Raw genomic sequence first — 25,179 nt, forward strand, 5'->3', positions numbered from 1 at the left:
CCGGACGATCAACTCCCCAGCGACCGCAGATAATCCCCGAATCCTCCTCGCGCCCGGCTGTCCAGCCGGCTGCTGGTGCTGACGCTGTTGCGTGCGGTCCAGACGATATGTGCGCCGCTGGCCACCAGGGCGTTGACCAGCTCTACATCTTCGTTCAAAGCCAGCGGCGGGAAGCCGCCGACGCGCTGGTAGGCTTGCGCGCAGATACCCAGGTTGGCGCCATGGATATGCCGATGCCCCTCGCGCGCTTCGTAGCGACTCAGGTACAGCGCCTGGAACGCCGCATCCTGCCCCGGCTGCCACTGTTCCACATGCACAGTGCCGCATACCGCATCGGCAGCGAAATCCAGCTGGCACAGCAACCAGTCTGCCGGCACGCAACTGTCGGCGTCAGTGCAGGCCAGCCAGGCGGCGCCGCGCTCGAGCATCAGCGCGGCGCCTGCGCGGCGGGCCTGGCCAACGTTGCGCACGTCCACCACCAGCGTTTCCACGCCCTGCTCGGCGGCAATCCGTGCACTGTCATCGCGACAGTGGTCCAGCACCACCAGAATCGCCACCTGATGTCCGGCGTCTTCGGCGGTGCGCGCGGCCCGTTTGACCGCCGCCAGGCAACGGGGCAAGGCCTGCGCCTCGTCATGGGCGGGAATGATCACGGCAATCATGGGCAGGTCTCGTCGAGGTCGATCGCGGTGGGTTGGCAACTCCAGTACTCCAGCAGGAAGTCCGCTTCCTCATGGCGCAGCATGCGATACAACGGCAGACGCTGTTCCAGCAGTGCATGCACCTGGTGGCCCTGTTGCGGGCAGCCGTCGATCGGGTGCAGCCAGTGGCAGGCCAGCAGTGCACCGTCCGGCGTCAGGCTGGCCACCGATTGTTCGATCACTTGCAGCCACTGGGGAGGCTCGAGGTAGTAGCCGATTTCGCCGAGCACGATCAGGTCGAAACGCCCGCCTGGCCAGTCTCCCGGCAGCCGTCCTGGTTCGACCCGGGTATTGGGCAGATGGGCCACGCGTTCGCGGGCCAGTGTCACCGCCGTGGGGTCCAGGTCCTGGCAAAGCAGTTCGGTGCCGCGCTCGGCCAGCGCTGCGCTGAGTTCGCCGTTGGCGCAGGCGGGCTCGAAGATGCGTTCGTAGAATTGCCGCGGCAGGCTGGCAAGGATCAGCTCGCGCTTGCGCTTCTCGTACCAGCGGCTGCGAAAAGCCCAGGGGTCGTCGCTGGCAGCGAACAGCCCGGCGAAATACTGCGCATCGATACTCATCGGAACACCAGCTCGAACGGTTGCATCAGGCACTCCAGGGTCGCCGCCGGCAGCACCGGAGGGCGATCGTCGTCGGTTTCCATCTGGCTGGTGTGGGCGGCAATGGCGTGCTGCTTGCGCTGCAGGGCGTCGGCATCCAGTTGCAGCTTGCAGGCGCGTTCCCAGGGCAGCCGGCTGTCTTCCGGCTGCGCCCAGTACCAGGCCCAGACGGGCACTTCCAGCAGTTGTACGTCCCGCGCTTGCGCTGCCTGGGCGCAGGCGCGGCCGACCGCCTCGTGGTCGGCATGGCCGTCGCCGCGCCAGGTACACAGCAACTGATCGCCGGGCTTGAGCAACTGGGTCAGGTGGTTGACCAGATAGGCTTCATCCCGTGCCACGGCGGTGTCCTTCAGGCCCAGGCGGCGCCAGTCCAGCAGTTGCAGATCGAGGCCGAGGCGTTGCAGGGCGTGACGGCTCTCTTGCGGGCGCTGGCGGCGCAGGCGATGTTCGGTCCACTGCTGCGACCCCGGATGGCTACCCTCGCCATCGGTCACCGAGATCAGCAGCAGGTCCCGTTCTCGTCCCCGCAAACTGGCCAGCAGGCCGCCACAGGCGAGAATCTCGTCGTCGGGGTGCGGCGCCACCACCACCAGCCGCCGGCCAGGCGGGCAGAGTTGCGCGGGGGTGATCCAGGTCGCACGGGACAGATGCGCTGAATGTTGCCAGTCGGCGGGCGCCGTGGCGGGGCCTTTGAACAATTCGCGGCTCATAGCTGCCAGGCTCCGGCGGGTCCCTGTGCCAGTTGCTGGCCCAGGGCGGCGAGGTCGCGCTCGGCGTGACTCTGGCGCAGGAACACCGGCAGGTCGGCACTGAGCCGGGCGAAGTGGCTGTTGTGGCAATAGGGCGTGGCACCGAGGGCCCGGCCGACATGCTCGATCACCTGCTTGACGGCGTGCTCCACCTGAGCGCGCGTGCGCCGTACCGGCAACTCGGCAGTGCCGCCGGGATGGTCATCGATCCAGGCCGCACACTCGCGCAGACTGGCGCGGGCCCCACAGAGGGCAGCGTCGACGGCGCCCAGGTGCGCCTCGGCATGCGGGTCGGAACGCGGCCTGCGACAATGCTCGCGCAGGTAGTCGGCCAGCGCTTCGGCAGCTCCGTACCAGCAGGCAGCGATCCCGCCGCCGCCCTGCCAGAAGCCGGGGCGCGACAGGTATTGCCCCGGCGTGCCGACGGCAAAGGCCGGGGAACGGTCGAACTCGAGTACTACGCTGGTGGTGGTGGCCATGCCCACCGCCTGCCAGCCGTCGGCGATGATCCGCTGGCTCGGGTGAGACAGTTCGATGGCCACCAGTTGTGGCGTTTCGCCGTCCCAGGCGGTGACCAGCGCGTTGTCGATCTGCAGCGCGCCGGAACACCAGGCCTTGCGGCCTTCCAGCAGCACTTGCTCGCCCTCCCGGCCGATGATGCGGGTGCGCGCATCCGGCGGTTCGGCGGCCCATACACCCCAGATGCCCTGTCCGACCCGGTGGCTGGCACCGCATTCGGCAAGAATGGCCAGGGCATCGGTGTGGCCCTCGTAGAGTTTGGCCAGGCTCAGGTCGCAACCGGCGACACGGGCCAGGGTCTGCCAGCGTTGCAGGGTATGGCCCTGGCCGGGCAGCGGCAGCAGATCGAGGTGGTCCTGTTGCAGCGACTGCATCAGGACCGGGAGACTAGTGTCCAGATGCAGCGCCTGCGGACGCTCGGTGAAGCTGCGCAGCAAGGTGTCCAGGCTGCCCAGGTCGAAATCCTGAATGATGCTCATGAGGTCGTCTCCTTGGCGCTCGTGGCGGCGGGTACGGTGTTCTTGCGCAAGCCGCGCAGGTTCATCAGGAACAGGCAAGCCTGCAGCACGATCAGCGCCCATGCCTGGGTGTGCCAACCCCAGATGCCCCACAGCAGGTTACTGGTGATGAAACAGCAGAAACCGATGCAGCGCCGGTAGCGCCGCTGCGAGGCGATCCACCAGGCCGCAAGCAGGGTTGCCAGCATCGCCGGCCATTGCAGCAGGTCGATCCACACCATCATTTACCGCCCAGTCGCTTGCGCAGGCTGGCGCTGATGGATTGACGCGTGCTGGCGTAGTCTTTCCACGGGTCGTTGCCGACCTCGAGGCGTTCGTGGATGTTGGCCAGGGTCCACTGATTGGCGCCTTTGAGTTCGGCCAGTTCCTCGCGCCAGATCGGCACTGATACCGGCAATCCTTCCCGCGCCCGCAGCGACCAGGCGCAGACCGTGGTCGCGCCTTTGCCGTTGCGCAGATAATCGATAAAGATCCGCCCCACGCGATTCTTCGGCCCGGACACCGCCGACAGTCGATCGGGGAACAGCCCGGCCATATGGGTGACGATGGCGTGGCTGAAGTCCTTTACCTCGTCCCAGCCGGCCCGTCGTTGCAACGGCACCACCACATGGATGCCTTTGCCGCCGCTGGTCTTGAGGAAGCAGCGCAGTCCCAGTTCATCGAGCAGGGTGAGGGTCAGGCTGGTGGCCTCGACCATGGCTTTCCAGGGCAACGCCGGATCGGGGTCGAGGTCGAGAACAAAGCGGTCGGGGCGCTCGAACTGCGTGTCGGTGGCATTCCAGGTGTGCAGCTCGAGCATGTTCATCTGCACGGCGCCGAGCAGGGTGTCCTGGCGGTTGATAACCATCGCCGCCTGGCCGGCCTGTGCCTTGTCCCAGGTCTTCACCCCCGGCAGGTCGAGGCTGGCGGCGTTCTTCTGGAAGAACAGTTCGCCGCCCAGGCCGTCCGGCGCCCGCACCAGCGCCACGGGGCGGTCCTTGAGGTGAGGCAGGATCAGCGCAGAAGCCTGGGCGTAATACTCGGCGACGTTCAGCTTGGTGGTGCCGCTGGCAGGATCGATGACGCGTTCGGGATGGGTCAGGTGCAGGTGGCCGCCGGCTTTGGCGGCGGCTTTCTTGGCGGGCATGGCGCGCTCCAGGTTGATGGCACTGGCCGGCTTGTCATCGCGCAGGCCGTGGAATACCGAGTGGCGGACGATGCCGTCGCGGGTCATCTGGGCGAAGCTCACCTCCGCCAGCAACGTGGGCTTCAGCCAATGCACGCCGCGGACTTCGGCACCGGTGGGGGGATGTTTCAGCGGGGTGCGATCGGTTTCCAGGGATTGCAGGCGCTCCAGCAGGCTGTTCAGCGTGGCGGTGCTGAAGCCGGTGCCGACCTTGCCGGCATAGCGCAGTTCGCCGTCTGCATGCAGCCCCAGCAACAAGGCGCCGAAGGCACTGCGGCTGCCTTTCGGATCGGTGTAGCCGATGACCACGAATTCCTGGCGCTGCTTGCACTTGAGCTTGATCCAGTCGCTGCTGCGACGCTCCACGTAACGGCTGTCCAGGCGCTTGCCGATCAGCCCTTCGAGGTTGAGCTGACAGGCGCTTTCCAGCAGCGATGCCACCGGTTGTTCGAAGGCGGCGGAGTAGCGCAGCACGTCGGGTGCCTTTTCCAACAGCTTTTCCAGGCTGGCGCGGCGTTCCTGCACCGGTGTCTGACGCAGGTCTTCGCCGTTCAGGTGCAGCAGGTCGAACAGGTAATAGGTGATCTGCTCGTCATGCTCGGTATCGAACGCATTCTGCAGGGCCTGGAAGTCCGCCACACCCTGTTCGTCGGGTACCACCATCTCGCCGTCGAGCCAGGCGGAGCGCAGCTTGAGTTTTTTCAGCGCGGCCACCTGGCGGGGCATCTTCGCGGTCCAGTCATGACCGTTGCGGGTGAACAGCCGGACTTCGCCCTCGTCGATGCGAGCCAGGATGCGGTAGCCGTCGAACTTGATTTCGTAGAGCCAGTCGCCTTCCGGTGGCGAGTCGACCAACGTGGCCAGTTGCGGTTTCAGCGTTTCCGGCAACGGACGTTTCACTGCTTTTCCAGGGGCCGGTTTCCGTTTGGCCGGGGCGCGGGGTTTGACGGGCAGGCTGCGGTCGCTCAGCACGCTGTCCGGCTCGGCTTCGAGCACGTCGTATTCGCTCGCTTCGCGGGCCTGGCTGTCGGCGGATTTGACCAGCAACCATTGTTCCTTTCTGCCCGCCAGATGGGTGCGGAACAGCGCCCAGCGCCCCCCGAGTTTTTCGCCCTGCAACTGGAAGTGCAGGCGACCACGGGCATAGTCCTTGTGCGGGTCGCCCTCGGGAATCCACATGCCGCGGTCCCAGACGATCACGTCACCGGCACCGTAGTGCCCTTCGGGTATATGGCCTTCGAAATCGGCGTAGTCCAGCGGGTGGTCCTCGACATGAACGGCCAGGCGCTTGACGCCAGGGTCCAGGGACGGCCCCTTGGGAATGGCCCAGCTCTTCAGCGTGCCATCCAGTTCCAGGCGGAAGTCGTAGTGCAGGTGACTGGCGTCATGTTTCTGGATGCAGAACCGCAAGCCGTGGGCCTGCCGCCCGGCACGCTTGCCGCCGCTGGGCTCGGGCGTGGCGGCAAAGTCGCGTTTGCGCTGGTACTCCTGCAGTGGCTTGGCCATGGCGGGCTCCGGTCGATGGGCGAGGCTGGCGTCCTATCAAGTGGGAGAGGGCGCCGGTAACAGGAGTTCAATCCCTTTGCGCCGGGGTGTTGCGACCGGATGGCCGAAAGTCTGAATCATTGCGGCTGTGGCGGAGTCGACTCAGGTAGAGCCCACCTGACGACGAGGCAGCCATGATCGAGAAAAGCAATAAACCTGCGGAAACCACCCCCCATCAGGTTCAGGAAATCGACGACATCCAGGACCGCATGGGCGAGATGCGCGAGCTGGATTTCAGCGACCGGCACGACGAGCGCCAGGGGCGCGCCGGCGACGCCCGTCCCGCCCGGGAAGTGGCCGAGGAATACCCGCCACAGCGGGTCGAGCGCAGCGGCATGAGCGGTGGCGAGGCGCTGACCGAGAGCCAGCACGAAGACAACGTCACCTACGACGACCTGAGCCCCGACACCCTCTACGACCAGACGGGCGCCCGCGACCCGTCCGATCGCGGTGGCGATGGGCCGGCGGACCGGCAGTTGCGCCGGGTCGATGAAAGCGAAATTGGCGGTGGCATCGGCCTTGACGAGGCCGAACTGGCGCGTTCGGCGCCGCTGGATGGCAAACCCTGGACCGACCGTGTTTCACCCGCCGAGGGTGATGACGAAGCGTCCGCCGACGAGGAGAAATGACCATGTCCGATAACCATTGCGCCTGTCCCGGCTGCACCTGCGAAGTGGACGCCAATGCCGTGAGTCGCGGGGGCGAGGCTTACTGTTGCGAGGCCTGTGCTGACGGCCATGCCGGCGGTGAGCCTTGCCGGATGAGCGAGTGCCATTGCGGCGACGACAAGGCGAAACAGCCCGAGGAGTCGAATGTGGATAACGCCCTGGAAGAGACCTTCCCGGCGAGTGATCCGATCTCGCCTTGATGGCCTCACCGCAGCGTGGGTTTCTCCACCTGCTTGCGCCCGCTCTCCTTGAGCGGAGCATGATGAGTTGATTTGGCTGGGGCTGTGGGAGTGAGCAAGCTCCCACAGTGGCCAGTTCGCTGCGCAACAGCGCGGCGTCATGGTGGCGGACGCCTACCTGGCAAGTGCCTTCACCAGCTCTGCCTTGCGCATGGTCGAGCGCCCCGCGATGTTCTGCCGACGGGCTTGGTCCATCAGTTCTGCCTTGCTCATGTCTTCCAGCTTGCGATCCGGACGGGGGACACCGTGGCGGGTCGCCACCGCCCGACGCGCGGAAGATTGCCGGGCCTTGTGCTTGCTGGCCTCGCTCTTTTGCTGTCCCGATCCGCCGGCTTTTTCGCCGCCCCCGGATTGCTTGTTCACCGTGGCCCAGGCCCGTGCTTCGGCTTCGTCCCTGGACACGCCCTTGGCTTCATAACTCTCCTCGATATGTTCGGCCTTGCGCTTCTGTTCTTCGGTGTACTTGGCTTTGCTTCCACGTGGCATGGGAATGTCCTCTGGTTGATGGATCAGGGCTGGCCCCAGCGTCCGCCCGCGCTTTCGCAGTCGATGCGGGCCTGAGCGAGGTGTTCGGCGCTGTAGTAATAGGTCACCACCCTGGCGTCGTTGGGGATGGCCGGGCGGGCCGCGTCAGGGTCATTGCTGGTGGCGCGAGGGTTGGCCAGGCTTTCCTGGGTAAGCGGGGCGCTGCACTGGCCGACCTGGCGGTCGGGACAGCGGGCGACGCGATGCTTTTCACTGTTGAGCATTTCCTTGCTCTCGTTGCTGCATGACCAGTCGATGGCCTCGGCGGGCATGCCTTGCAGGGTGTAGCAGGTCTGGCGGTCCACGGCCGGAACCGCCTCGCTGGACGAGCGCGTGGTGACCTGGCAGGCATCGGCCAGCACGCTGCCGCTGGCCAGACTGCCGAGCAGCAACAGCAGGGGGGAAGTTCGCATGATCGTCTCCTGTGGCGGTTTCATAACGGCGTTGGCGGAGCTATGCCGGGCTCGGTCTGCAGATGCTGGTCGAGCTTCAGGCGCTTCATCAGGCTTCGTGCGTCGAACGGCGCGCGGACCTTCAGATCGTTGTCGAAATAGCAATACAGGTCCTTGGTGCCGCTGACTGCCGCCTTGCGCTCGCCGGCCAGTTGCGCGTCGCCTGGCTGCTGGCCGCGGGTCCAGGTGCGGATCCGCTGTGCCCAGCGCTGCAGGGCGCTGTCGGTATAGCCGCTGGCATAGAGTTCGGCGTCGCCGTGCAGGCGCAGGTAGAGAAAGTCGGCGGTGAGGTCTTCGAGGTACGGCCACTTGCCGGCGGTGTCGGCCACCACCAGCGCGACGCGGTGCTGGCGCAGCAGCTCGACGAAGGCCGGATCGCGAAAGCTGTCGTGACGAATTTCCACCGCATGGCGCAGCGGGCCGTTGCCCAGGCTGTCGAAGGCGCCGTCCTTGTGCAGGCGTGCGGCGCAGTGGCGGGCGCACTGGACGGCGGCGGCTCGGTCATGGGGCAGGCGCTGGAGAAAGTCGGTGAAGCGCTGCGGATCGAATTTCAGGCTGGGCGGGAACTGCCAGAGGATCGGGCCGAGCTTGTCGCCCAGTTGCAACGGGCCGGAGGCAAAGAAATTGGCCAGAGGTTCTTCGATATCCTTGAGCCTGCGTACATGGGTGATGTAGCGCGGCGCCTTGACCGAGAACACGAAACCGTCGGGCGTGTCGTCACGCCACTGGGCGTAGCGTTGCGGGGTTTGCAGGGCATAGAACGAGCCGTTGATTTCGATGCTCGACACCGCTCGCGAGGCAAACGCCAGTTCTTTGGACTGGGTCAGCCCTTCGGGGTAGAACTGCTTGCGCCACGGCGCGTAGCGCCAGCCGGAGATGCCGATATGGATCTTGCTCACCGGGTCGTCCTTCGTGAGGGTCCTTATGGGGTGCGACCGGGTGCTGCGCGGCAGGGTTCAGCGTGAGGGACGAGTGGTGAACGGCGGTTGCCGGCAAGTTGAACTTTGCCCGCGCCAGCGCCTCCACCGAATGTCGGTCCGCGCATGCGGCGTGTGAGGGAAAAGGCCCATGAAATTCTCGCGTTTCGCCCAGAAACTGGCCAACTGGACCGGGCATCCGGGGACCTTCTTCATTGCCTTCGGTCTGGTCCTGGCCTGGGGCATCAGTGGACCGCTCTTCCATTTCAGCGACACCTGGCAACTGGTGATCAATACGTCGACCACCATCGTCACCTTCCTGATGGTGTTCCTGATCCAGAACACCCAGAACCGCGACACCGACGAGCTGCACATCAAGATCGACGAGCTGTTGCGCGCCACCAAACGCGCCCACAACGCGCTGCTCGGCCTCGACGACCTGGATGAGAAACAACTGCACGAGCTGCGCAAGCGCTACCAGCACCTCGGTGAACTCGCCGAGGGCAAGACACCGGGCACGTCCGGGCGCGACGACGACGCCTGAGCCACGGAAGACGCCGGGGCGTACCGTCGCTCGCGGCAAATCCATCCGACAGCACGAGGTGATCATGACCAGTCATATCATTCACTTCACCGGACCGATCAACGCGTCCACCTGCGGCAACCTCATCACCGCCTGTTCCAAGGCCCTGCACCAGGGCGCCGAGCGCCTGCAATTGAATATCGCCACCATGGGCGGGGAGTGCAGCTACGGCTTCAGTCTCTACAACTTCCTGCGTTCGCTGCCGGTGCGGGTGGATACCCATAACCTGGGTACCGTCGAATCCATGGGCAATATCCTGTTTCTTGCCGGCGAACACCGCACGGCCTGTGCCCACAGCAAGTTCCTGTTTCACCCCTTCCACTGGACGCTGCACGGTTCGGTGGACCATGCGCGCATGGCCGAGTACGCCATGAGCCTGGATTACGACTTGCAGCTGTACGCCGACATCGTGAGCGAGCGCACCGAGGGGGCGGAACAGGTGCTGGATATTCCACGCTACCTCATGTCGCATCCGCGGATCGTCACGCCTCGGGAGGCGATCGACTGCGGCCTGATCCAGGCGATCGACGATTCGCCGATCGCCGCCGATGCCGTGCAATGGAGCGTGCACGCCTGATCTGCTGCGCACTGGTGCATTTTCGCCTCGGCCTCGCGATGTCGGTATGATGTTTCCAAATATTGCGAAATAGGCTGGGGGAAAGATGCCACTCAAGGATTTGCTGTTGGCGCTGGTTGTGATCGTCGCCTGGGGCGTGAACTTTGTCGTGATCAAGGTTGGCCTGGACGGCCTGCCGCCGATGCTGCTGGGTGCGCTGCGCTTCGCGCTGGTGGCCATTCCGGCCGTATTCTTCATTCGCCGGCCGCAGTTGCCGTGGCGCTGGCTCATCGCGTATGGCCTGACCATTTCCTTCGGACAGTTCGCCTTCCTCTTCGAGGCCATGGGTAACGGCATGCCGCCGGGGCTGGCGTCGCTGGTGCTGCAGTCGCAGGCGTTCTTCACCATGATCTTTGCCGCGGTGTTCCTCGGCGAGCGTTTGCGTGCGGCCAGTGTGCTGGGGCTGCTGGTGGCGGCTGGAGGGCTTGCGCTGATCGGCAGTGAGAACGGCGGTCACGTGCCCCTGTTCGCACTGATCCTGACCCTCTGCGGCGGCGCCTGCTGGGCCATGGGCAACATCATCACCCGGCGCTTCGGCAAGATCGACCTGGTGGCGCTGGTGATCTGGGGCGCGCTGATTCCGCCGCTGCCGTTCTTCGCGATGTCCTGGTACCTGGAAGGTCCGCAACTGATCGAATCGTCGCTGCGCAACATTGGCCTGCACTCGATTTTGGCACTGGTTTACCTCGCACTGATTGCAACAATCCTCGGCTACGGTCTGTGGAGTCGGCTCCTGTCCCGCTATCCGGCAGGCAAGGTGGCACCGTTTTCGCTTCTGGTTCCGGTGGTGGGGCTGAGTTCGTCGGCGTTGCTGCTGGATGAGCGTCTGAGCGCGATCCAGTGCTGGGGTGGTCTGCTGGTGATGCTGGGGTTGCTGATCAACGTGTTCGGGCCGCGGTTGAAGGAGCGTTTGCTACCGGCCCGGGCGTAAAGCCAATCCAGGTCTTCGGCGCAAGGGTGCCACTGGTCGGGGTTTTTCGATCGTGACCAGGCAGTCCACAAATGTCCGGCTAGTCTCTCAATCATTGGAGACCGCTATTTTCAGGTTGCCCGGCTGGGCAGCCGGTAGGGGTCGCATTCAGAGGGGAGCAGATATGAAGGATCAATTTCTCGAAGACCTCGGCGACGAGTTTCCCGTCAACAGCGTGGTGCGTTGCGGTCAATCCGCCTTCCGCCTCGGCTTCGTCCACATGACCCTGGACGATGCCCATGGCAACTACAAGGGTCGCGTTCCAGCGCGCAGCGAGAGTCGTCGGTTCCTGCCGGCCGCCTTGCCCAAACGTTGAATCGCCAGCCGCAGCTGGCTTGAAAAAACGAGCAGTAGTACGCGAAATCTGCCATTTCATGCCGCTTTGCTTGATCCCGCGCATGGCGCCGCCCGGCGGCGCTGGAGAGGGATTGCGATCTGTGCCTTACTAGCGCGGTACATCCAATGGAGGATAACGATGCGTATCAGGGAAGAGACCTACTGGAAATGGGCAGATGCCCAACTGCACAGCCGCAGCCATGACGAAGTGTTCAGTGATGGCACCAGTATCGATGTTCAGACACGGTTGTCGCGCACCGGTGCGACGCAGCTTTTTCTCGGGGTCTATGCCCGGCATGGCAAGGCGCTGATGGAGGAGTACTATCCGTCCAGGCCCAGTGAAAGCATGAGTCGGGCGCTGGTATGGGGTGTCGATCGGGCCCGGGCGATGGTCGCCGGGCTGCAACCGGAGGAGCCGCTGGAGCTTTTGCGCCGGGCTTGAGTGGTGTGGTGGTGGAAGGCCGGCTGGGCGGGTTGCTCGCCGGCTTTTTTGGTTTCGGGTTGTGTTTGTGCTGGTTTTTTTGGGCATATCCGTTGTTTTCGGCGACGTTGCCGGCCCGTTCCGCCCTTACGGCGGCTTACTTTTGTCTTGTCAAAAGTAAGCAAAACCGCCCGCTCCCAACATCCGGCCCTACGCTTCGCTCCGGGTCCCCTCCTTCCGGCACCTTTCGGGGCCAGCGCGGCCTACGATTTGCTTCGCAAATCTTCATCTCGCGTCTTCGGCTATCGCCGAAGGGTGCTTACGCACCCGGCCCCTACAGGCACCTCCACTCGGCCGGCTGAAGTCGCAATTGGCGGCGTCTGGGCTGGCGCGCATGAAAAGCAAAAGCCAGAGCAAAAGCTCCGGCTCTTTGGGACGCCTATCAAAAGCAGATTCGAATCTCGAAGATCCGTCCGCGAGAGCGCCGCCCGTAACTTGCGACTTCAGGAGGCCGAGTGGAGGTGTTCGGAAGGGGCGGGGGCGCAGCCCCCTTCGGCGAAGCCGAAGAGCGCGAGTCGTAGACTTGGCGAAGCAAGTCGTAGGCCGCGCGGCCCCTGGAGGACACCGGAGCGAGGGGACCCGGAGCGAAGCGTAGGGCCGTATGTGGGAGCCAGCGGTTTTGCTTACTTTTGACAAGACAAAAGTAAGCCGCCGTAAGGGCGGAACGGGCCATCAACGTCGCCGAAAATAACGGATAATCACGCTAAATCAGCACCAGCACCAACATCAATTCCAGGCCCAAATCCTGAAGCCTCAACCCCCATGCCGCGCCCGGCTCGCCTGAACAATCCGCCCCGACGGCACCCGTAACTGGATCAACAGATACTCGGCAAACTCGGGCGAGAAGGGTTGGCGGTCGATGGCCTGGGCCATGCAGTCAAGCCAGATCCCCGCATGGCGCTCGTCCATCGGCCACTGGGCATGAAAGGACGGCAGGGCAATCGGGCCATACCGCTCGGCGAACAAACGCGGACCACCAAGCCAGCCACTGAGGAAGCAGGTCAACTTGTCTCGCGACAGGCTCAGGTCTTCACCGTGCATGCGGCGCACGTCAAGGGCGGCGGGGTCGCTGTCCATGATGTCGTAGAAGTCGTCCACCAGTCGGCGCAGGCCGTCGAGGCCGCCGGCGGCCTGGTACGAGGCATCGTCTGTGCCGAATGCAGGGCGGGTCATGGATGAGGTACTCCGGAGAAAAACCGCATTCTAGCGGACGAACTGCCCCGGCGATTGATCCCGGACATGAAAAAGCCCGGCCTTTCGGGCCGGGCTCAATGTCGCGTTGCGAAAATCAGCAGAGGCGATCGATGACGCGTACACCCTCAGCTTCACGCAGTGCTGGCCACGCCTGTTGCAGGGTTTCCAGCACGCTACCGACAAATTCGGTATCGGCAGCGGCCTTCTTGCCGACGTAGCCCTGGCCGCGGCGGTACATCTTCAGGCGGGCGCGCATGTTCGGCTTGCGCTGTTCGAATTCGCTTTCTGCAGTGCAGGGCGCCAGGCTGTCGATATGCACTTCGCCGGCATCGCAAACCCAGAGAATGTGACTGTCGAGGCTGTCTTTGCGCGCTGCGAACAGTTTGGCCAATTCCTGGATGGTCGGTTTTTCGTTCAAGTTCATCATTAAAGCCCCCATAACCCTTCAGTGGTGATGTTTTCTGTCTGGCGCCACAATCGTGTAGCGCACTACCAAGGCTGCTACAGCAGCAATCGCAACAGGGGCTTTCTTCACTCTGCCTTTTGGACAGTCCCACTCCACGGACGTATTCGAAAAATCGCTCGAACCGTCTGGAACACCCTTGCCAGCCCTCCCGATCGGGGAGATGGCCTCATCATGCAGAGGGCGACGAATGGCGTCAACAGGTTTTGTAGTAAATTTTTCTTAGCACTACAAAATCCTTTTCCGACTGGTTGGTCGCTTTTTGTAGTGCTGTGTTTGGTTGTCCTACAAAGCCCGGTGCGCAGGCCGGCGGTCAATGGCGGAAGGATTGATCGGGGTCAGTTTTCTCCAAAGCTGCCGGGAGGACTATCGGAGTGCACGGCAAACGCGCGAGCCAGAGCCCTTGCCGAGGACTATAGCCAGTGAGGTAACCATGAGTCAGCCCGATGTTTCTGCTTCCACCCGTAGTACCAGGCCGTTGCTGCCCCTGGGTTTGTTGATCGGTATCGCAGCGCTGGTAGTGGTGCTGTTGCTGCCGCTACCGGCCGATCTGCCGGTGGCGGGGCAGCGGGTGCTGGCGATCCTCGCTTTTGCCGTGGTGGTGTGGATCACCGAGGCGGTGTCCTATGAAGCCAGTGCCATCATGATTACCGCGCTGCTGGCGTTTCTCCTCGGCACCGCGCCGACCCTGGCTGACCCGGGCCAGACCTACGGCTCCTCGGCCGCCGTGGGCATGGCCTTGACCGGCTTTTCCAATACCGCGCTGGCGCTGGTAGTGGGTGCACTGTTCCTCGCGGCGGCGATGACCCACACCGGCCTGGACCGGCGCATCGCCCTGGTGACCCTCGACCGCATCGGCGTGAGTACCCGGCGCATCTTGCTGGGCGCGGTGGTGGTCACCATTCTGCTCAGCCTGGTAGTGCCCAGTGCCACCGCGCGCAGTGCCTGCGTGGTGCCGATCATGATGGGGGTGATCGCCGCGTTCGGCGTCGACAAACGCTCCAACATCGCAGCCGGGATCATGATCATCGTCGCCCAGGGCACCAGTATCTGGAACATCGGCATCCAGACCGCCGCGGCGCAGAACCTGCTGACGGTCGGTTTCATGGACAAGATGCTCGGCGCCCGGGTGTCGTGGATCGACTGGCTGATCGCCGGTGCGCCCTGGGCGGTGCTGATGTCGTTGCTGCTGATCGTGGTGGTGTTGAAAATGCTGCCGCCGGAAACCGACAGCATTCCCGGTGGCAAGGCGGCGGTGGCCGAGCAACTGGCGGCGCTGGGGCCGATGACCGGGGCGCAGAAGCGTCTGCTCGGGGTGTCGCTGGCGCTGCTGCTGGCCTGGGCCACCGAAGGCAAGCTGCATGCGTTCGATACCACGTCCACCACCTACGCCGGCCTGGTGCTGCTGTTGCTGCCGCGCTTCGGGGTGATGACCTGGAAAGACGTGCAGGCGCGGATTCCCTGGGGCACGGTGATCGTCTTCGGGGTCGGTATCAGCCTGGGCAGCACGCTGCTCAGCACCCATGCCGGGCAGTGGCTGGGGGCGCAGGTGGTGGCCCATACCGGGCTCGATCAACTGGGCACGCTGGGCGTATTCGCGATCCTTGGCGCCTTCCTGATCGTCATTCACCTGGGCTTTGCCAGCGCCACGGCGCTGACCTCGGCGCTGCTGCCGATCCTCATCGCGGTGCTGCAGACCCTGCCGGGCGACTTCAGCCGGCTGGGCATGACCATGGCCCTGGGCTTCGTGGTCAGCTACGGCTTCATCCTGCCGATCAACGCGCCGCAGAACATGGTGTGCCTGGGCACCGAGACCTTCAACGCCCGGCAGTTCGCCCGGGTCGGCATTGCCGTGACCCTGGCCGGCTATCTGCTGATGCTGGTGTTCGCCGCCACCTGGTGGCATTGGCTGGGCTGGATGTGAATGCACCAAGGCCCCGCGGACACTGTCCGCGGGGCCTTGGTCGGGCAATCAGAAGTTCGCCGGGGTGTTGGCGCTGATGATCTCGGCCTCGTCCTGGCCGATGTTCTTGAAGCTGTGGGGCAGGGTGGTGGGGAAGTAGTAGCCGTCGCCGGAGTTGAGGATGCTCACCTGGCCATCCACGCGCAGCTCGATGGTGCCACGGGTCACCAGGCCGCATTCCTCGCCTTCGGCGTGGACGATCAGCTCTTCGCCAGAGTCGGCGCCGGGAGCGTACAGCTCGCGCAGCATGCGCATCTGCCGGCCTTCGACACTGGCGCCGACCAGCAGCAGGCGCAGGCCCGAGCTGCCGAGGTCAGGCTGTTCGTTGGCACGGAAGACAAAGCGCTCTTCCCGAGGCGGCTCGTCGAAGCTGAAGAACTCCGCCAGGGACATGGGGATGCCTTCGAGCAGCTTTTTCAGGGAACTCACCGAGGGGCTGACGCGATTCTGCTCGATCTGCGAGATGGTCGAGTTGGTCAGGCCACTGCGCCGGGCCAGTTCCCGTTGGGAAAGTTTGTTGCGTTCACGCACCAGTCTGAGTCGTGTCCCCGTGTCCATAGCCGCCTTGTGTGTAAAGAATTTTTGGGCGAGGCATTAAAACACACTCGGGCAGGCTGTGCCCGAGTGTGTGGAGCCCGCGTCAGGCTTTGCTTCGCGTGCTCGACCACAGTCCGACGATCAGCAGCAACGCGCCGGCTACCAGATAGGGCAAACGGGGGTCGAGGCTGTAGATCAGCGTGCCGGCCAGCGGCCCGACCACTACGCCCAGCCCTTGCATCGCGCCGACCGAACCCGCGGTGGCACCTTGCTCGGAGGCGTCCACCGCGTTGGCCGCCAGTGCCGCGAAGGCCGGGAACACCCAGCCCATGCCTGCGGCGCAGACGAAGAAGCCGAGCGACAGCAGCAGGCTGCTGCTGGCGAAGGCGCTGGCGACGAAGCCCAGGGCCGAGACGCTGGCGCCGACGCGGATCATCCGCAGCGGTGGCCATTGCAGCTTGCGCACCAGCAACTGCGAGCAGATCAGTGCCACGCCGACCATGGTCAGGGCGATGCCGGCAGCCTGGGCGGCGTCGCCAGGTTCCAGTCCGAGGCGGTCGAGGGCGAAGAACCCTACGGTGATCTGCGCCAGAGACACACAGAGCATGGCGACGAAGGCCACCACCAGCGGCCGGCGCAGGCGCGGGTCGCTCAGGCGCACGGTGCGCGGCGCCTGGGCCAGGTGCAGTTCCTGGCGCTTGAGCTTGCTGCGCAGCACCAGCAGCGCCGCCAGCGGCAGGATGGCCATGGCGTACATCGGCAGGCTCAGGCTGTGGCGGGCGAGCAGGGCGGCGATGGCCGGGCCGAGCACCAGGCCCACGGCGTTGGCGGCACCGAGGGAGGCCATGGTGCGGGCGCGGTGTTGCGGTTCGACGTTGTCGGCGATCAGGGCATTGCTGCCGACCGGCAGCGCGGCGTAGAAGGCACCGATGGCGCCGCGACCGATGACCATCCCGGCGAAGGCGATCGATGCCGGCGGCAGCCAGCGCAGGGCGCCATCGATGAACAGGCACAGCGCCCAGTAAGCGAGGGTGAAGCCGCCGGCGCCGAGCAGCAGGATGCGGCGCCGGCCATAGCGGTCGCTGGCGCGGCCCCAGGGACGAGCGAGGAGCATCCAGATCACGCCGGATACGGTCATCGCCGCGCCAGCTTGCCAGGGCGCGAGGTCAAGGACGCGGGCGATCGGGCCGATCAGCGAGACGAAGGCCATCATGGCGATGGTGCAGGCGGTGTGGGCGAACAGCAGGGGGCGGATGTCGAAGGCGGTGTGCGGCGCAGGGGAGACCTGGGCGGTAGTCATAAGCAATCCGGGCTGGTTTTGTGGTGTCCTTGCAGGCCCTATCGCCGCAGGGGGATCTGCACATTTCGCTGCTCGCACGCTGAGGAGCGGTCAGTCGCGCTCCGGTGGGAGCGGCTTGAGCCGCGATCGGCGGCGTAGCCGTCGTAGAACCTGAGTCCGCGACTGTTCTGGAGGTCGCGAGTACAGGTTTTATGGCCGCTGCGCGCCCAATCGCGGCTGAAGCCGCTCCCACCTTGATCGGTGCTTGGCCGCGAGTTACGCAGATCTCATGCGGTGAGGCCGAGTTGGCCGGGTATTGTGCACCGGCCTAATGCAAATCTCGATGAAAAACCCCGTATTTACGGTTTTTCTTCCCTCACCACAGCGCCACGGTATAGCCGAGGATAAGGCGGTTTTCGTCGATATCGCTGGTCAGCCCGCCGCTGGAACGGAAGGTGGCGTTGCGCAGGCGCACGCTGAAGTTCTTCAACGGACCGCTCTGCACCACGTAGGCGATGTCGGTATCGCGTTCCCATTCCTTGCCGCCGCTGACGGTCGCGGTCTCGATGTTCCTGCCGTTGACGTAGCGGGTCATGAAGCTCAGCCCCGGTAGGCCGAAGGCGGCGAAGTTGTAGTCGTAGCGGGCTTGCCAGGCGTCGGTCTCGGCCTTGGTGAAGACGTTCACCGTCACCAGGTTGACCGAGTACGGGTCCAGCCCCGGATAGGCGAAGTCGCCGTCGCCGGAGAGATTCTGGTAGCCCAGGCCGAGTTTATGTGCGCCGACACCCAGGGTCAGCATGCCGTTGAAGAAGCGGTTGTCGATCTTGCCGCCATCCACCCGGCTCGCCGAACGCAGGGCGTCGTGGCCGGTTTCGCGGGTGTCGAAGTAGCGCAGGTCGCTGCGCAGGCTGATGCCGTCGGCCAGCGGCAGGTCATGCACCAGGCCGGCGTAGTGCTGGCGGTAGATGTCCTGCATTTGCGCGTAGTAGTAGCTCACGGCGAGGCGCGGTGTCAGGGCGTAGGTGCCGCCGGCAAGATCCAGGTAGCTGCTCTCGACACCGGCGTAGCTCATCTCGTCGTTGCTGGAGGAATCGCGCAGGTTCTGCTTTTCCAGGCGGCCGATGTTGAAGGTCAGGCCGTCGATGTCCTGGGAGGTGACCAGGCCGCCGCTGTAGGTCGAAGGCAGCAGGCGTACATCGTTGATCGCTGCCACCGGCAACATCGGTTGCAAGGTGCCGAGCTTGAGGGTGGTCTTGCTGATGCGCGCCTTGGCGGTCAGGCCCAGCTCGCTGAAGTCATCCACCGGTTCCTGGCTGGCGCCGTACGGCAGCAGGCCGGTGCCCCGGCGGTCACGGCTGGAGTCGAGCTTCACGCCCAGCTCGCCGAGGGCATCGACACCGAAGCCGACGGTGCCTTCGGTGAAGCCCGATTCCATGCGCAGGATGAAACCCTGCGCCCATTCCCGCGCCTGGCTCTGCGGCGCGTTGCTCTGGCGGAAATCGCGGCTGAAATAGAAATTGCGGGCTTCCAGGCTGGCTTTGCTGTCCTTGATGAAATCGGCGTGGGCGAGGTACGGGGCGAACGCGGCGCACAGGCCGGCGCTGGCCGCAGTGAGGCGACGGGGAAGAGACATGGACTTCATACCTTTTGTTTTTGTTCTGGTGTTTCGTTCTTGAGAGACAACCGGCCCTGGGTCGCGGGCCAGAGCTATAGTTAACATATTATCTTTTGTTGAATAAAGTCCTTTTGCTGACTGCTCAAACAAAATTAATATATTAACGTTATGACTGCTTTCTCCCTGATTCCGGAGTGCCGATGAGCCAACCTTCCAACCCGGGACGCCTGATCGTCCTGCTCGCCGCGCTGGTGGCCTTCGCGCCACTGTCCATCGACACCTACCTGCCGAGCCTGCCGCTGATCGCCAGCGACCTGCACGCCGATGCCGCCAGCGTGCAACTGACCATCAGCCTGTTCCTCGCCGGCCTGTGCCTGGGCATGCTGGTGTATGGGCCGCTCTCGGACCGCTACGGCCGTCGTCCGCTCCTGCTGGGCGGCATGGCGCTGTACCTGGTGGCGACAGTGGGCTGCATGTTTGCCGGCTCGGTGGAGCAACTGGTGGCCTGGCGTTTCTTTCAGGCCCTCGGTGGTGCGGCGGCGTCTGTGCTGGCACGGGCCATCGTGCGTGACCTGTTCGCCCTCGGTGAAGCAGCGAAGGTGCTGTCGCTGATGCACCTGGTGACCATGCTCGCGACCCTGGTGGCGCCGCTGCTGGGCAGCGTGCTGATGGAGGTGCGTGGCTGGCGCACGGTGTTCTTCGGGCTGCTGGTGTTCGGCGCCCTGTGCCTGGTCGCCTCGGTCTGGAAGATCAGCGAGACCCACGCCCCCGACCAGCGCGGCGAATCCCTGGCGAAGGTATTCGCGGCGTACTGGCAGATCGCCCGGCAGCCACTGGCGCTGGCGTACATCCTGTGCATGGGCCTGGCCTTTGGCGGGATGTTCGCCTTCATCACGGCCTCGCCGTTCGTCTACATGGAGTACTTCGGCGTGTCGCCCACGGGCTACGCCTGGCTGTTCGGTCTGAACGTCGCCGGGATCATCGTCATGACCCTGATCAACGCCCGCTGGGTGAGCCGCGTGGGGCCGTTGCGCATGCTCGCGGTGGGAGCGGGCCTTGCCGGCGTCGCCGCGCTGTGGTTGCTGACAGCAGGCCTGACCGACTGGGGCGGGTTGGCGGTGATCGTCGTGGGTGTGGTGGTCTATGTCAGTGTCACCGGGTTGCTGGGCGCCAACTGCGTGGCCAGCCTGCTGGCGCTGTATCCCCGTCAGGCCGGGGCGGCGGCGGGGCTGGCGGTGGCTTGTCAGTTCGCCCTGGGTGCGGCGTTCAGTGCGGTGGTCAGCGCCCTGGCCGACGGCACGCCCGAGCCGATGTGCCTGACCCTCGCTGCCGCCGGCTTCGGCTGCCTGCTCTGCTACGCCGCCATCGCCCGGCGCGCCCGCGCACAAGCCGTGAGCCAGACCGCCTGACCCCTGAGCGAAGAAGCCTCGCTCTGTTGTCGGAAGCGTCCATACTCAGTGAACCCGGGCCGTTTGCCTTGACGCCCGGGCACCTGTTACAAACAGGTGCGAGACCGCCGCGTGCGGTGTTCACAACAGCGGTGCCACAGACGTTCGCAGGCACCGAACAGCATGGAATCCAGCATGGCCCAAAGACAGGTAATCAATGCTTCGGTCGCCCCCAAAGGCAGCCTGGAGACGCTATCCCAACGTGAAGTCCAACAATTGAGCCAGGCCGGCTCTGGCAGTATCTACACCCTGTTCCGCCAGTGCGCCCTGGCCATCCTCAACACCGGCGCCCATGTCGACAATGCCAAGACCATCCTCGACGCCTACAAGGACTTCGAGGTCCGTATTCACCAGCAGGACCGCGGCGTGCGCCTGGAGCTGCTCAATGCCCCGGCGGATGCCTTCGTCGATGGCGAGATGATCGCCAGCACCCGCGAAATGCTCTTCAGCGCCTTGCGCGACATCGTCTACACCGAAAGTGAGCTGGACCGCCTGAAGATCGACCTGGACAGCTCCCAGGGCATCACCGACTACGTGTTCCAGTTGTTGCGCAACGCACGCACGTTGCGCTCGGGCGTCGAGCCCAAGCTGGTGGTGTGCTGGGGCGGACACTCGATCAGCAGCGAGGAATACCAGTACACCAAGAAGGTCGGCCACGAGCTGGGCCTGCGCAAGCTGGACATCTGCACCGGCTGCGGCCCTGGCGTGATGAAGGGGCCGATGAAGGGCGCCACCATTGCCCATGCCAAGCAGCGCATGAGCAGCGGTCGCTACCTCGGCCTGACCGAGCCGGGCATCATCGCTGCCGAGGCGCCGAACCCGATCGTCAACGAACTGGTGATCCTGCCGGACATCGAGAAGCGCCTGGAAGCCTTCGTCCGTGTCGGCCACGGCATCATCATCTTCCCTGGCGGCGCCGGAACCGCCGAGGAATTCCTCTACCTGCTGGGCATCCTGATGCACCCGGACAACCGCGAACTGCCGTTCCCGGTCATCCTCACCGGGCCGCGCAGCGCCGAGCCGTACCTGCAGCAGTTGCACGCCTTCGTCGGTGCGACCCTCGGCGAGGCGGCGCAGGGCCTGTACCAGATCATCATCGACGACCCGGCCCAGGTGGCCCGGGAAATGACCGAGGCGCTGAAGACGGTCAAGCAGTTCCGTCGAGAGCGCAACGATGCCTTCCATTTCAACTGGCTGCTGAAGATCGAGGAGGGCTTCCAGCGTCCGTTCGACCCGACCCACGCCAACATGGCCAGCCTGCAACTGCGCCGTGACCTGCCGCCGCATGAACTGGCGGCTAACCTGCGGCGGGCGTTTTCCGGCATCGTCGCCGGCAACGTCAAGGACAAGGGCATTCGCCTGATCGAGGAACATGGGCCGTACGAGATCCATGGCGATCCGGCAATCATGCAGCCGCTGGACCGCTTGCTGCAGGCGTTCGTCGAGCAGCATCGGATGAAGCTGCCGGGTGGCGCGGCGTACGTGCCGTGTTATCGGGTCGTGGCCTGATCGACTGAACGGGGACCGCGCTGCGGTCCCCGTTCGTTTCAGATGAAGTCGCCGTCGGCCAGCAACTGCAGGCTGCCGTCTTCCTGCTGCCTGACCAAACCACTGGCCAGCAGCAACGGTTTGAGCCGTACCTGCAGCGGGGCGTCGACGAAGGTCTTGAGGTTTTCCAGATCCAGCGCACCGCCGGGCAGCTCTTCCTTGTGGTACGACAGCCAGGCCTTTTTCAGCACGCCCAGCACATCGGCGGCGGTGGTAGTGGCAAAGCGCCGGTGCACCGGAATGCCATTGAATTCGAAACTGTGGGCGAAGGCGTAGGCGCTTTCATCGTTCGCGCTTTCCTTGCAACGGGCGCAGACGCATTTGCCGTCGCCGAAGGCGTTGCTCAGGTAGGTGTTGAAGTCCACCACGGGCTTCAGGCTCAGGCGTTTGTCGACTTCGAACAGGTCGCCGGTCAGTTTGGCTTCGGCACTCAACGGTCATCTCCTTGCGGCAATCGGTCATTCAGCCCGGCACGATACCAGCGCAGGCGACGACATGCTCGCTTTCGTGATGGCCGGGGCCTCGCGGCGCGGGCTTTTGCCGGCGTCCTGGCTTATCCTAGGCGGCCTCAGATCCTGGCCCTTTGGAGCGCCTCCCGCATGCAGAAATACACCGCCACCATCACCATCAGCGCCGAACAGCGGGATGATGTCGAAGCTGTCGAGAACACCGGCGTGCAGGTCTGGTTCGAAACGGTGTCGGACAATTCGAAGAAGGTGCATTTCAACGGCACCCTGGCGGCTCCGGAGAACCCGACGCATATCTGCGTGACCCTGGACAACGGCCTCACTTACTACGGCGAGATTCTCAACGGGCATGCCGAGCTGGAGTACGGCTGGATCGTTTTTGAGTCGGATATGCTGACTCCGGAGGAGTTGGGGCTTTAAGCGTTTAGTTGTCGGTTTTGGTGCGGGCTTTGGGAACTTATCCGTTATTTTCGGCGACGTTGCCGGCCTGTTCCGCCCTTACGGCGGCCTACTTTTTTCTTGGAAAAAGTAGGCAAAACCGCTGGCTCCCAACATTCGGCCCTACGCTTCGCTCCGGGTCCCCTCCCTCCGGCACCTTTCGGGGCCAGCGCGGCCTACGATTTGCTCCGCAAATCTACATCTCGCGTCTTCGGCTATCGCCGAAGGGTGCTTACGCACCCGGCTCCTACAGGCACCTCCACTCGGCCGGCTGAAGTCGCAATTGGCGGCGTCTGGACTGACGCGCATGAAGAGCAAAAGCTCTGGCTCTTTGGGTCGCCTATCAAAATCAGATCTGAATTTCGAAGATCCGTCCGCGAGAACGCCGCCCGTAACCTGCGACTTCAGAAGGCCGAGTGGAGGTGTTCGGAAGGGGCTGGTGCGTTAGCACCCTTCGGCGTAGCCGAAGAGCGCGAGTCTTAGATTTGCGCAGCAAATCGTGGCCGCGCGGCCCCTGGAGGACACCGGAGCGAGGGGACCCGGAGCGCAGCGTAGGGCCGTATGTGGGAGCCAGCGGTTTTGCCCCCCTTTGTCCAAGAACAAAGGGGGCCGCCGTAAAGGCGGAAGGGGCCGGCAGCGTCGCCAAATCGACTGGATAATCTCGCTCAAGCAGCACCAAAACCAGCACCAGCGAAAAAATTTCATCACCGTGCATCCAATCGCCTCCCTGGCGGGTAGTTCCGATAGCAGCCTCCGCTGCCTGACCGATCATTCCCGACTGGAGTCGTGCCCCATGAACGTCAAATCCTGCTTCCAACTGGCCGCCACCGCCCTGGCCGCGTCGAGCTTCCTGCTGGGCGCCACCGCCCACGCCGCCATGGCCCTGCCCGACAGCATCAAGGTCCCCGACGGGCACAAGGTCGCCCTGGAAACCGTCGGCATCGGCGAAATCACCTATGAATGCCGCGACAAGGCCGATATGCCCGGCCAGACCGAATGGACCTTCGTCGGGCCCAAGGCGGTGCTCAACGACCGCAGCGGCAAGGCGATCGGCGACTACTTCGGCCCGCCGGCCACCTGGCAGGCCAAGGACGGTTCCAAGGTCACCGGCACGCAAGTGGCGGTGGCACCGTCGAGTGCCGGCAACCTGCCGTATCAACTGGTCAAGGCCAACCCCGCCGAGGGCCAGGGCGCCATGAGCGGCGTGACCTATATCCAGCGCGTGGCGCTCAAGGGCGGCGTTGCACCGGCCACCACCTGCACCACCGCCGACAAGGGCAAGCGGGAAACGGTGAAGTACCAGGCGGACTATATTTTCTGGACCGCCCGCTGAGTCGCCATGGCCAGGGCCAGGCTGGTCTACGCTGCAAGCGATCAGACCAGCCGATGACGAGCCCCGTGACCCTGTCTCCCTTTTCGTTCGACCATGAAGCCCACCTGGCGGCCTGCGCTCGCGGCGATCGCCAGGCGCTGCAACGCCTGTACGAAGAGGAGGGCGCGCGGCTGCTTGGAGTCGCCCGCCGTCTGCTGAAGGACACGGCACTGGCCGAGGATGTGGTCCACGACGCGTTCATCCGTATCTGGACCCGCGCTGCCACCTTCGACCCGGCGCGGGGCAGTGCCCGTGGCTGGATGTTCAGCATCACCCGGCACCTGGCGCTCGACTTCCTTCGTCGCCACGAGCGCGAGGTAGAACTGGGCGAAGAGATCGAGCCGCACGACACCCCCAGCGACGTGGACGCACCTCTGCGCAGCGGACGCATGGGCAGCTGCCTGGAAGCACTGGAACCCGTGCGCCGCAGTTGCCTGATTCATGCCTATGTCGATGGCTTTTCCCATGCCGAGATCGCCCGCAAGCTCGGTGCGCCGCTGGGTACGGTGAAGGCCTGGGTCAAACGCAGCCTGGCTGCCTTGCGCGAGTGCATGGGATGACCACTGACGACCTTGACCACAATCCCGACGATGTCGATGCGCTCGCCAGCGAATACGTGCTGGGCACCTTGCCCAGCGCCGAGCGTGAGGCGGTTGCCCGCCGCTTGCCACATGACGTGCCGCTGCGCGAAGCGGTGGATGCCTGGGAGCACCGTTTGCAGTCGATGCAGTCGCTGGCTCTGGCGCAGGCGCCATCGCCCTACCTGTGGCAGCGAATCGACCGCAGCCTCGGCGAGCAGCCTGCTCCCGTGGCGCCGCCGCCAGTCGGGCGCTGGTGGCAACATCCCGCGCCCTGGCGCTGGGCCTCTGCTGCGGGGTTGGCAGCCAGTGTGTTGCTGGCGGCGTTGCTCATTCGCGAGCCGCCGGTGGCGACGCCGACCTACCTGGTGGTCCTGGTGGCGCCCCAGGACAAATCCCCCGGCTGGGTGGTGCAGGCCAGCGATTCGCGGCGCGTGCAGTTGATTCCGCTGGGCATGGCTGAGGTGCCTGCGGACAAGGCGCTTGAGTTCTGGACCAAGGCCGATGGCTGGAACGGCCCGGTGTCGCTGGGCCTGATCAAGCCCGGCCAGGCGGTGGAAGTCCCGCTCGACGCCTTGCCGCCGCTGGAGAACAACCAGTTGTTCGAGCTGACGCTGGAAAGCGCCACCGGCTCGGCCACCGGCAAGCCCACCGGCCCCATCCAGTTCATCGGGCGAGCGGTCAAGGTGCTCTGAAG

At 64.7% G+C, this 25,179-nt stretch carries 29 protein-coding genes; 14 read left to right on the forward strand and 15 right to left on the reverse strand.

What is annotated here, in order from left to right; all coding sequences use genetic code 11:
* Positions 1 to 8: 8 nt before the first annotated feature.
* From AC05QJ_RS12055 to ligD, 6 genes are read right to left on the reverse strand one after another with little or no spacing between them, the layout of a single operon-like run.
* On the reverse strand, positions 9 to 662 hold the full coding sequence (locus AC05QJ_RS12055) for a glycosyltransferase family 2 protein (protein ID WP_476747066.1): 654 nt from the start codon (positions 660 to 662) through the stop codon (positions 9 to 11).
* Positions 659 to 1,258 (reverse strand): class I SAM-dependent methyltransferase, encoded by a 600-nt coding sequence (locus tag AC05QJ_RS12060; RefSeq protein WP_476747067.1) that lies wholly within the window; start codon positions 1,256 to 1,258, stop codon positions 659 to 661. The genes AC05QJ_RS12055 and AC05QJ_RS12060 overlap by 4 nt, the downstream gene beginning before the upstream one ends.
* Positions 1,255 to 2,007 (reverse strand): PIG-L deacetylase family protein, encoded by a 753-nt coding sequence (locus tag AC05QJ_RS12065; protein WP_476747068.1) that lies wholly within the window; start codon positions 2,005 to 2,007, stop codon positions 1,255 to 1,257. Before AC05QJ_RS12065 ends, AC05QJ_RS12060 begins: the two co-directional genes overlap by 4 nt.
* Complete coding sequence (locus tag AC05QJ_RS12070; protein WP_476747069.1) at positions 2,004 to 3,044, reverse strand: acyl-CoA dehydrogenase family protein; 1,041 nt, start codon at positions 3,042 to 3,044, stop codon at positions 2,004 to 2,006. Before AC05QJ_RS12070 ends, AC05QJ_RS12065 begins: the two co-directional genes overlap by 4 nt.
* Complete coding sequence (locus tag AC05QJ_RS12075) at positions 3,041 to 3,307, reverse strand: hypothetical protein (RefSeq protein ID WP_476747070.1); 267 nt, start codon at positions 3,305 to 3,307, stop codon at positions 3,041 to 3,043. The genes AC05QJ_RS12070 and AC05QJ_RS12075 overlap by 4 nt, the downstream gene beginning before the upstream one ends.
* Complete coding sequence (ligD, locus tag AC05QJ_RS12080; protein ID WP_476747071.1) at positions 3,304 to 5,754, reverse strand: DNA ligase D; 2,451 nt, start codon at positions 5,752 to 5,754, stop codon at positions 3,304 to 3,306. The genes AC05QJ_RS12075 and ligD overlap by 4 nt, the downstream gene beginning before the upstream one ends.
* Positions 5,755 to 5,927: 173 nt before the next feature.
* Between ligD and AC05QJ_RS12085 the strand changes: the two genes are divergently transcribed.
* Positions 5,928 to 6,422 carry a phosphotransferase system, HPr-related protein gene (locus AC05QJ_RS12085; RefSeq protein WP_476747072.1) on the forward strand — a complete coding sequence of 165 codons (495 nt, stop codon included), beginning with the start codon at positions 5,928 to 5,930 and terminating at the stop codon, positions 6,420 to 6,422.
* Between the two features lie 2 nt (positions 6,423 to 6,424).
* Complete coding sequence (locus AC05QJ_RS12090; RefSeq protein WP_476747073.1) at positions 6,425 to 6,661, forward strand: metallothionein; 237 nt, start codon at positions 6,425 to 6,427, stop codon at positions 6,659 to 6,661.
* Between the two features lie 153 nt (positions 6,662 to 6,814).
* Here AC05QJ_RS12090 and AC05QJ_RS12095 read toward each other — a convergent pair whose 3' ends face one another.
* Genes AC05QJ_RS12095 through AC05QJ_RS12105 form a run of 3 tightly spaced genes read right to left on the reverse strand, consistent with a single transcriptional unit; the run spans position 6,815 to position 8,576 of the window.
* Positions 6,815 to 7,186 (reverse strand): Rho termination factor N-terminal domain-containing protein, encoded by a 372-nt coding sequence (locus AC05QJ_RS12095; RefSeq protein WP_476747074.1) that lies wholly within the window; start codon positions 7,184 to 7,186, stop codon positions 6,815 to 6,817.
* Between the two features lie 23 nt (positions 7,187 to 7,209).
* Positions 7,210 to 7,638 carry a hypothetical protein gene (locus AC05QJ_RS12100; RefSeq protein ID WP_476747075.1) on the reverse strand — a complete coding sequence of 143 codons (429 nt, stop codon included), beginning with the start codon at positions 7,636 to 7,638 and terminating at the stop codon, positions 7,210 to 7,212.
* A 20-nt stretch (positions 7,639 to 7,658) separates the two neighbouring features.
* Positions 7,659 to 8,576 carry a DUF72 domain-containing protein gene (locus AC05QJ_RS12105; RefSeq protein WP_476747076.1) on the reverse strand — a complete coding sequence of 306 codons (918 nt, stop codon included), beginning with the start codon at positions 8,574 to 8,576 and terminating at the stop codon, positions 7,659 to 7,661.
* Positions 8,577 to 8,745: 169 nt separating this feature from the next.
* Here AC05QJ_RS12105 and AC05QJ_RS12110 point away from each other — a divergent pair, with 169 nt between their 5' ends.
* The 5 genes from AC05QJ_RS12110 to AC05QJ_RS12130 all read left to right on the forward strand — a co-directional run bounded on the left by AC05QJ_RS12110 (position 8,746) and on the right by AC05QJ_RS12130 (position 11,541).
* Complete coding sequence (locus tag AC05QJ_RS12110) at positions 8,746 to 9,138, forward strand: low affinity iron permease family protein (RefSeq protein WP_476747077.1); 393 nt, start codon at positions 8,746 to 8,748, stop codon at positions 9,136 to 9,138.
* Between the two features lie 64 nt (positions 9,139 to 9,202).
* Entirely contained in the window at positions 9,203 to 9,754 is a 552-nt protein-coding gene (locus tag AC05QJ_RS12115; RefSeq protein WP_476747078.1) for an ATP-dependent Clp protease proteolytic subunit, read from the forward strand.
* Positions 9,755 to 9,839: 85 nt separating this feature from the next.
* The gene (locus AC05QJ_RS12120) at positions 9,840 to 10,724 is read left to right on the forward strand and encodes an EamA family transporter (protein ID WP_476747079.1); all 885 of its coding nucleotides are present in this window, start codon (positions 9,840 to 9,842) and stop codon (positions 10,722 to 10,724) included.
* Between the two features lie 163 nt (positions 10,725 to 10,887).
* Entirely contained in the window at positions 10,888 to 11,079 is a 192-nt protein-coding gene (locus AC05QJ_RS12125; protein ID WP_476747080.1) for a hypothetical protein, read from the forward strand.
* Between the two features lie 159 nt (positions 11,080 to 11,238).
* Positions 11,239 to 11,541: a hypothetical protein gene (locus AC05QJ_RS12130; protein WP_476747081.1), complete on the forward strand. Its 303-nt coding sequence runs from the start codon at positions 11,239 to 11,241 to the stop codon at positions 11,539 to 11,541.
* A 792-nt stretch (positions 11,542 to 12,333) separates the two neighbouring features.
* On the opposite strand, the gene AC05QJ_RS12135 is transcribed toward AC05QJ_RS12130, so the two are convergent.
* Together AC05QJ_RS12135 and AC05QJ_RS12140 are read right to left on the reverse strand one after the other, a co-directional pair.
* Positions 12,334 to 12,753: a group II truncated hemoglobin gene (locus tag AC05QJ_RS12135; RefSeq protein ID WP_476747082.1), complete on the reverse strand. Its 420-nt coding sequence runs from the start codon at positions 12,751 to 12,753 to the stop codon at positions 12,334 to 12,336.
* Between the two features lie 115 nt (positions 12,754 to 12,868).
* Positions 12,869 to 13,201 carry a hypothetical protein gene (locus tag AC05QJ_RS12140; protein ID WP_476747083.1) on the reverse strand — a complete coding sequence of 111 codons (333 nt, stop codon included), beginning with the start codon at positions 13,199 to 13,201 and terminating at the stop codon, positions 12,869 to 12,871.
* Between the two features lie 469 nt (positions 13,202 to 13,670).
* On the opposite strand from AC05QJ_RS12140, the gene AC05QJ_RS12145 reads away from it, so the two are divergent.
* Entirely contained in the window at positions 13,671 to 15,161 is a 1,491-nt protein-coding gene (locus AC05QJ_RS12145) for a DASS family sodium-coupled anion symporter (protein WP_476747084.1), read from the forward strand.
* A 48-nt stretch (positions 15,162 to 15,209) separates the two neighbouring features.
* Here AC05QJ_RS12145 and AC05QJ_RS12150 read toward each other — a convergent pair whose 3' ends face one another.
* The 3 genes from AC05QJ_RS12150 to AC05QJ_RS12160 all read right to left on the reverse strand — a co-directional run bounded on the left by AC05QJ_RS12150 (position 15,210) and on the right by AC05QJ_RS12160 (position 18,649).
* Positions 15,210 to 15,758, reverse strand: a complete 549-nt coding sequence (locus tag AC05QJ_RS12150; RefSeq protein WP_476747085.1) for a cupin domain-containing protein — start codon at positions 15,756 to 15,758, stop codon at positions 15,210 to 15,212.
* Between the two features lie 82 nt (positions 15,759 to 15,840).
* Positions 15,841 to 17,037, reverse strand: coding sequence for an MFS transporter (locus AC05QJ_RS12155; protein WP_476747086.1), 1,197 nt, complete (start codon positions 17,035 to 17,037; stop codon positions 15,841 to 15,843).
* A gap of 355 nt (positions 17,038 to 17,392) precedes the next feature.
* A complete protein-coding gene (locus tag AC05QJ_RS12160) occupies positions 17,393 to 18,649 on the reverse strand; it encodes an OprD family porin (protein ID WP_476747087.1) in 1,257 nt (418 codons plus the stop codon).
* Positions 18,650 to 18,831: 182 nt separating this feature from the next.
* Here AC05QJ_RS12160 and AC05QJ_RS12165 point away from each other — a divergent pair, with 182 nt between their 5' ends.
* Entirely contained in the window at positions 18,832 to 20,040 is a 1,209-nt protein-coding gene (locus tag AC05QJ_RS12165; protein ID WP_476747088.1) for a Bcr/CflA family multidrug efflux MFS transporter, read from the forward strand.
* Positions 20,041 to 20,214: 174 nt separating this feature from the next.
* Complete coding sequence (gene ppnN, locus AC05QJ_RS12170; protein WP_476747089.1) at positions 20,215 to 21,588, forward strand: nucleotide 5'-monophosphate nucleosidase PpnN; 1,374 nt, start codon at positions 20,215 to 20,217, stop codon at positions 21,586 to 21,588.
* Between the two features lie 38 nt (positions 21,589 to 21,626).
* On the opposite strand, the gene AC05QJ_RS12175 is transcribed toward ppnN, so the two are convergent.
* Complete coding sequence (locus tag AC05QJ_RS12175; protein WP_476747090.1) at positions 21,627 to 22,061, reverse strand: hypothetical protein; 435 nt, start codon at positions 22,059 to 22,061, stop codon at positions 21,627 to 21,629.
* A 165-nt stretch (positions 22,062 to 22,226) separates the two neighbouring features.
* Here AC05QJ_RS12175 and AC05QJ_RS12180 point away from each other — a divergent pair, with 165 nt between their 5' ends.
* From AC05QJ_RS12180 to AC05QJ_RS12195, 4 genes are all read left to right on the forward strand, one after another.
* Positions 22,227 to 22,514 carry a hypothetical protein gene (locus AC05QJ_RS12180; RefSeq protein ID WP_476747091.1) on the forward strand — a complete coding sequence of 96 codons (288 nt, stop codon included), beginning with the start codon at positions 22,227 to 22,229 and terminating at the stop codon, positions 22,512 to 22,514.
* An 811-nt stretch (positions 22,515 to 23,325) separates the two neighbouring features.
* Entirely contained in the window at positions 23,326 to 23,865 is a 540-nt protein-coding gene (locus AC05QJ_RS12185; protein ID WP_476747092.1) for a DUF3455 domain-containing protein, read from the forward strand.
* 53 nt (positions 23,866 to 23,918) lie between these two features.
* A complete protein-coding gene (locus AC05QJ_RS12190) occupies positions 23,919 to 24,464 on the forward strand; it encodes a sigma-70 family RNA polymerase sigma factor (RefSeq protein ID WP_476747093.1) in 546 nt (181 codons plus the stop codon).
* Positions 24,461 to 25,177, forward strand: coding sequence for an anti-sigma factor (locus tag AC05QJ_RS12195; protein WP_476747094.1), 717 nt, complete (start codon positions 24,461 to 24,463; stop codon positions 25,175 to 25,177). The genes AC05QJ_RS12190 and AC05QJ_RS12195 overlap by 4 nt, the downstream gene beginning before the upstream one ends.
* Positions 25,178 to 25,179 lie beyond the last annotated feature (2 nt).

It is taken from the genome of Pseudomonas sp. TUM25319, from assembly GCF_056388475.1.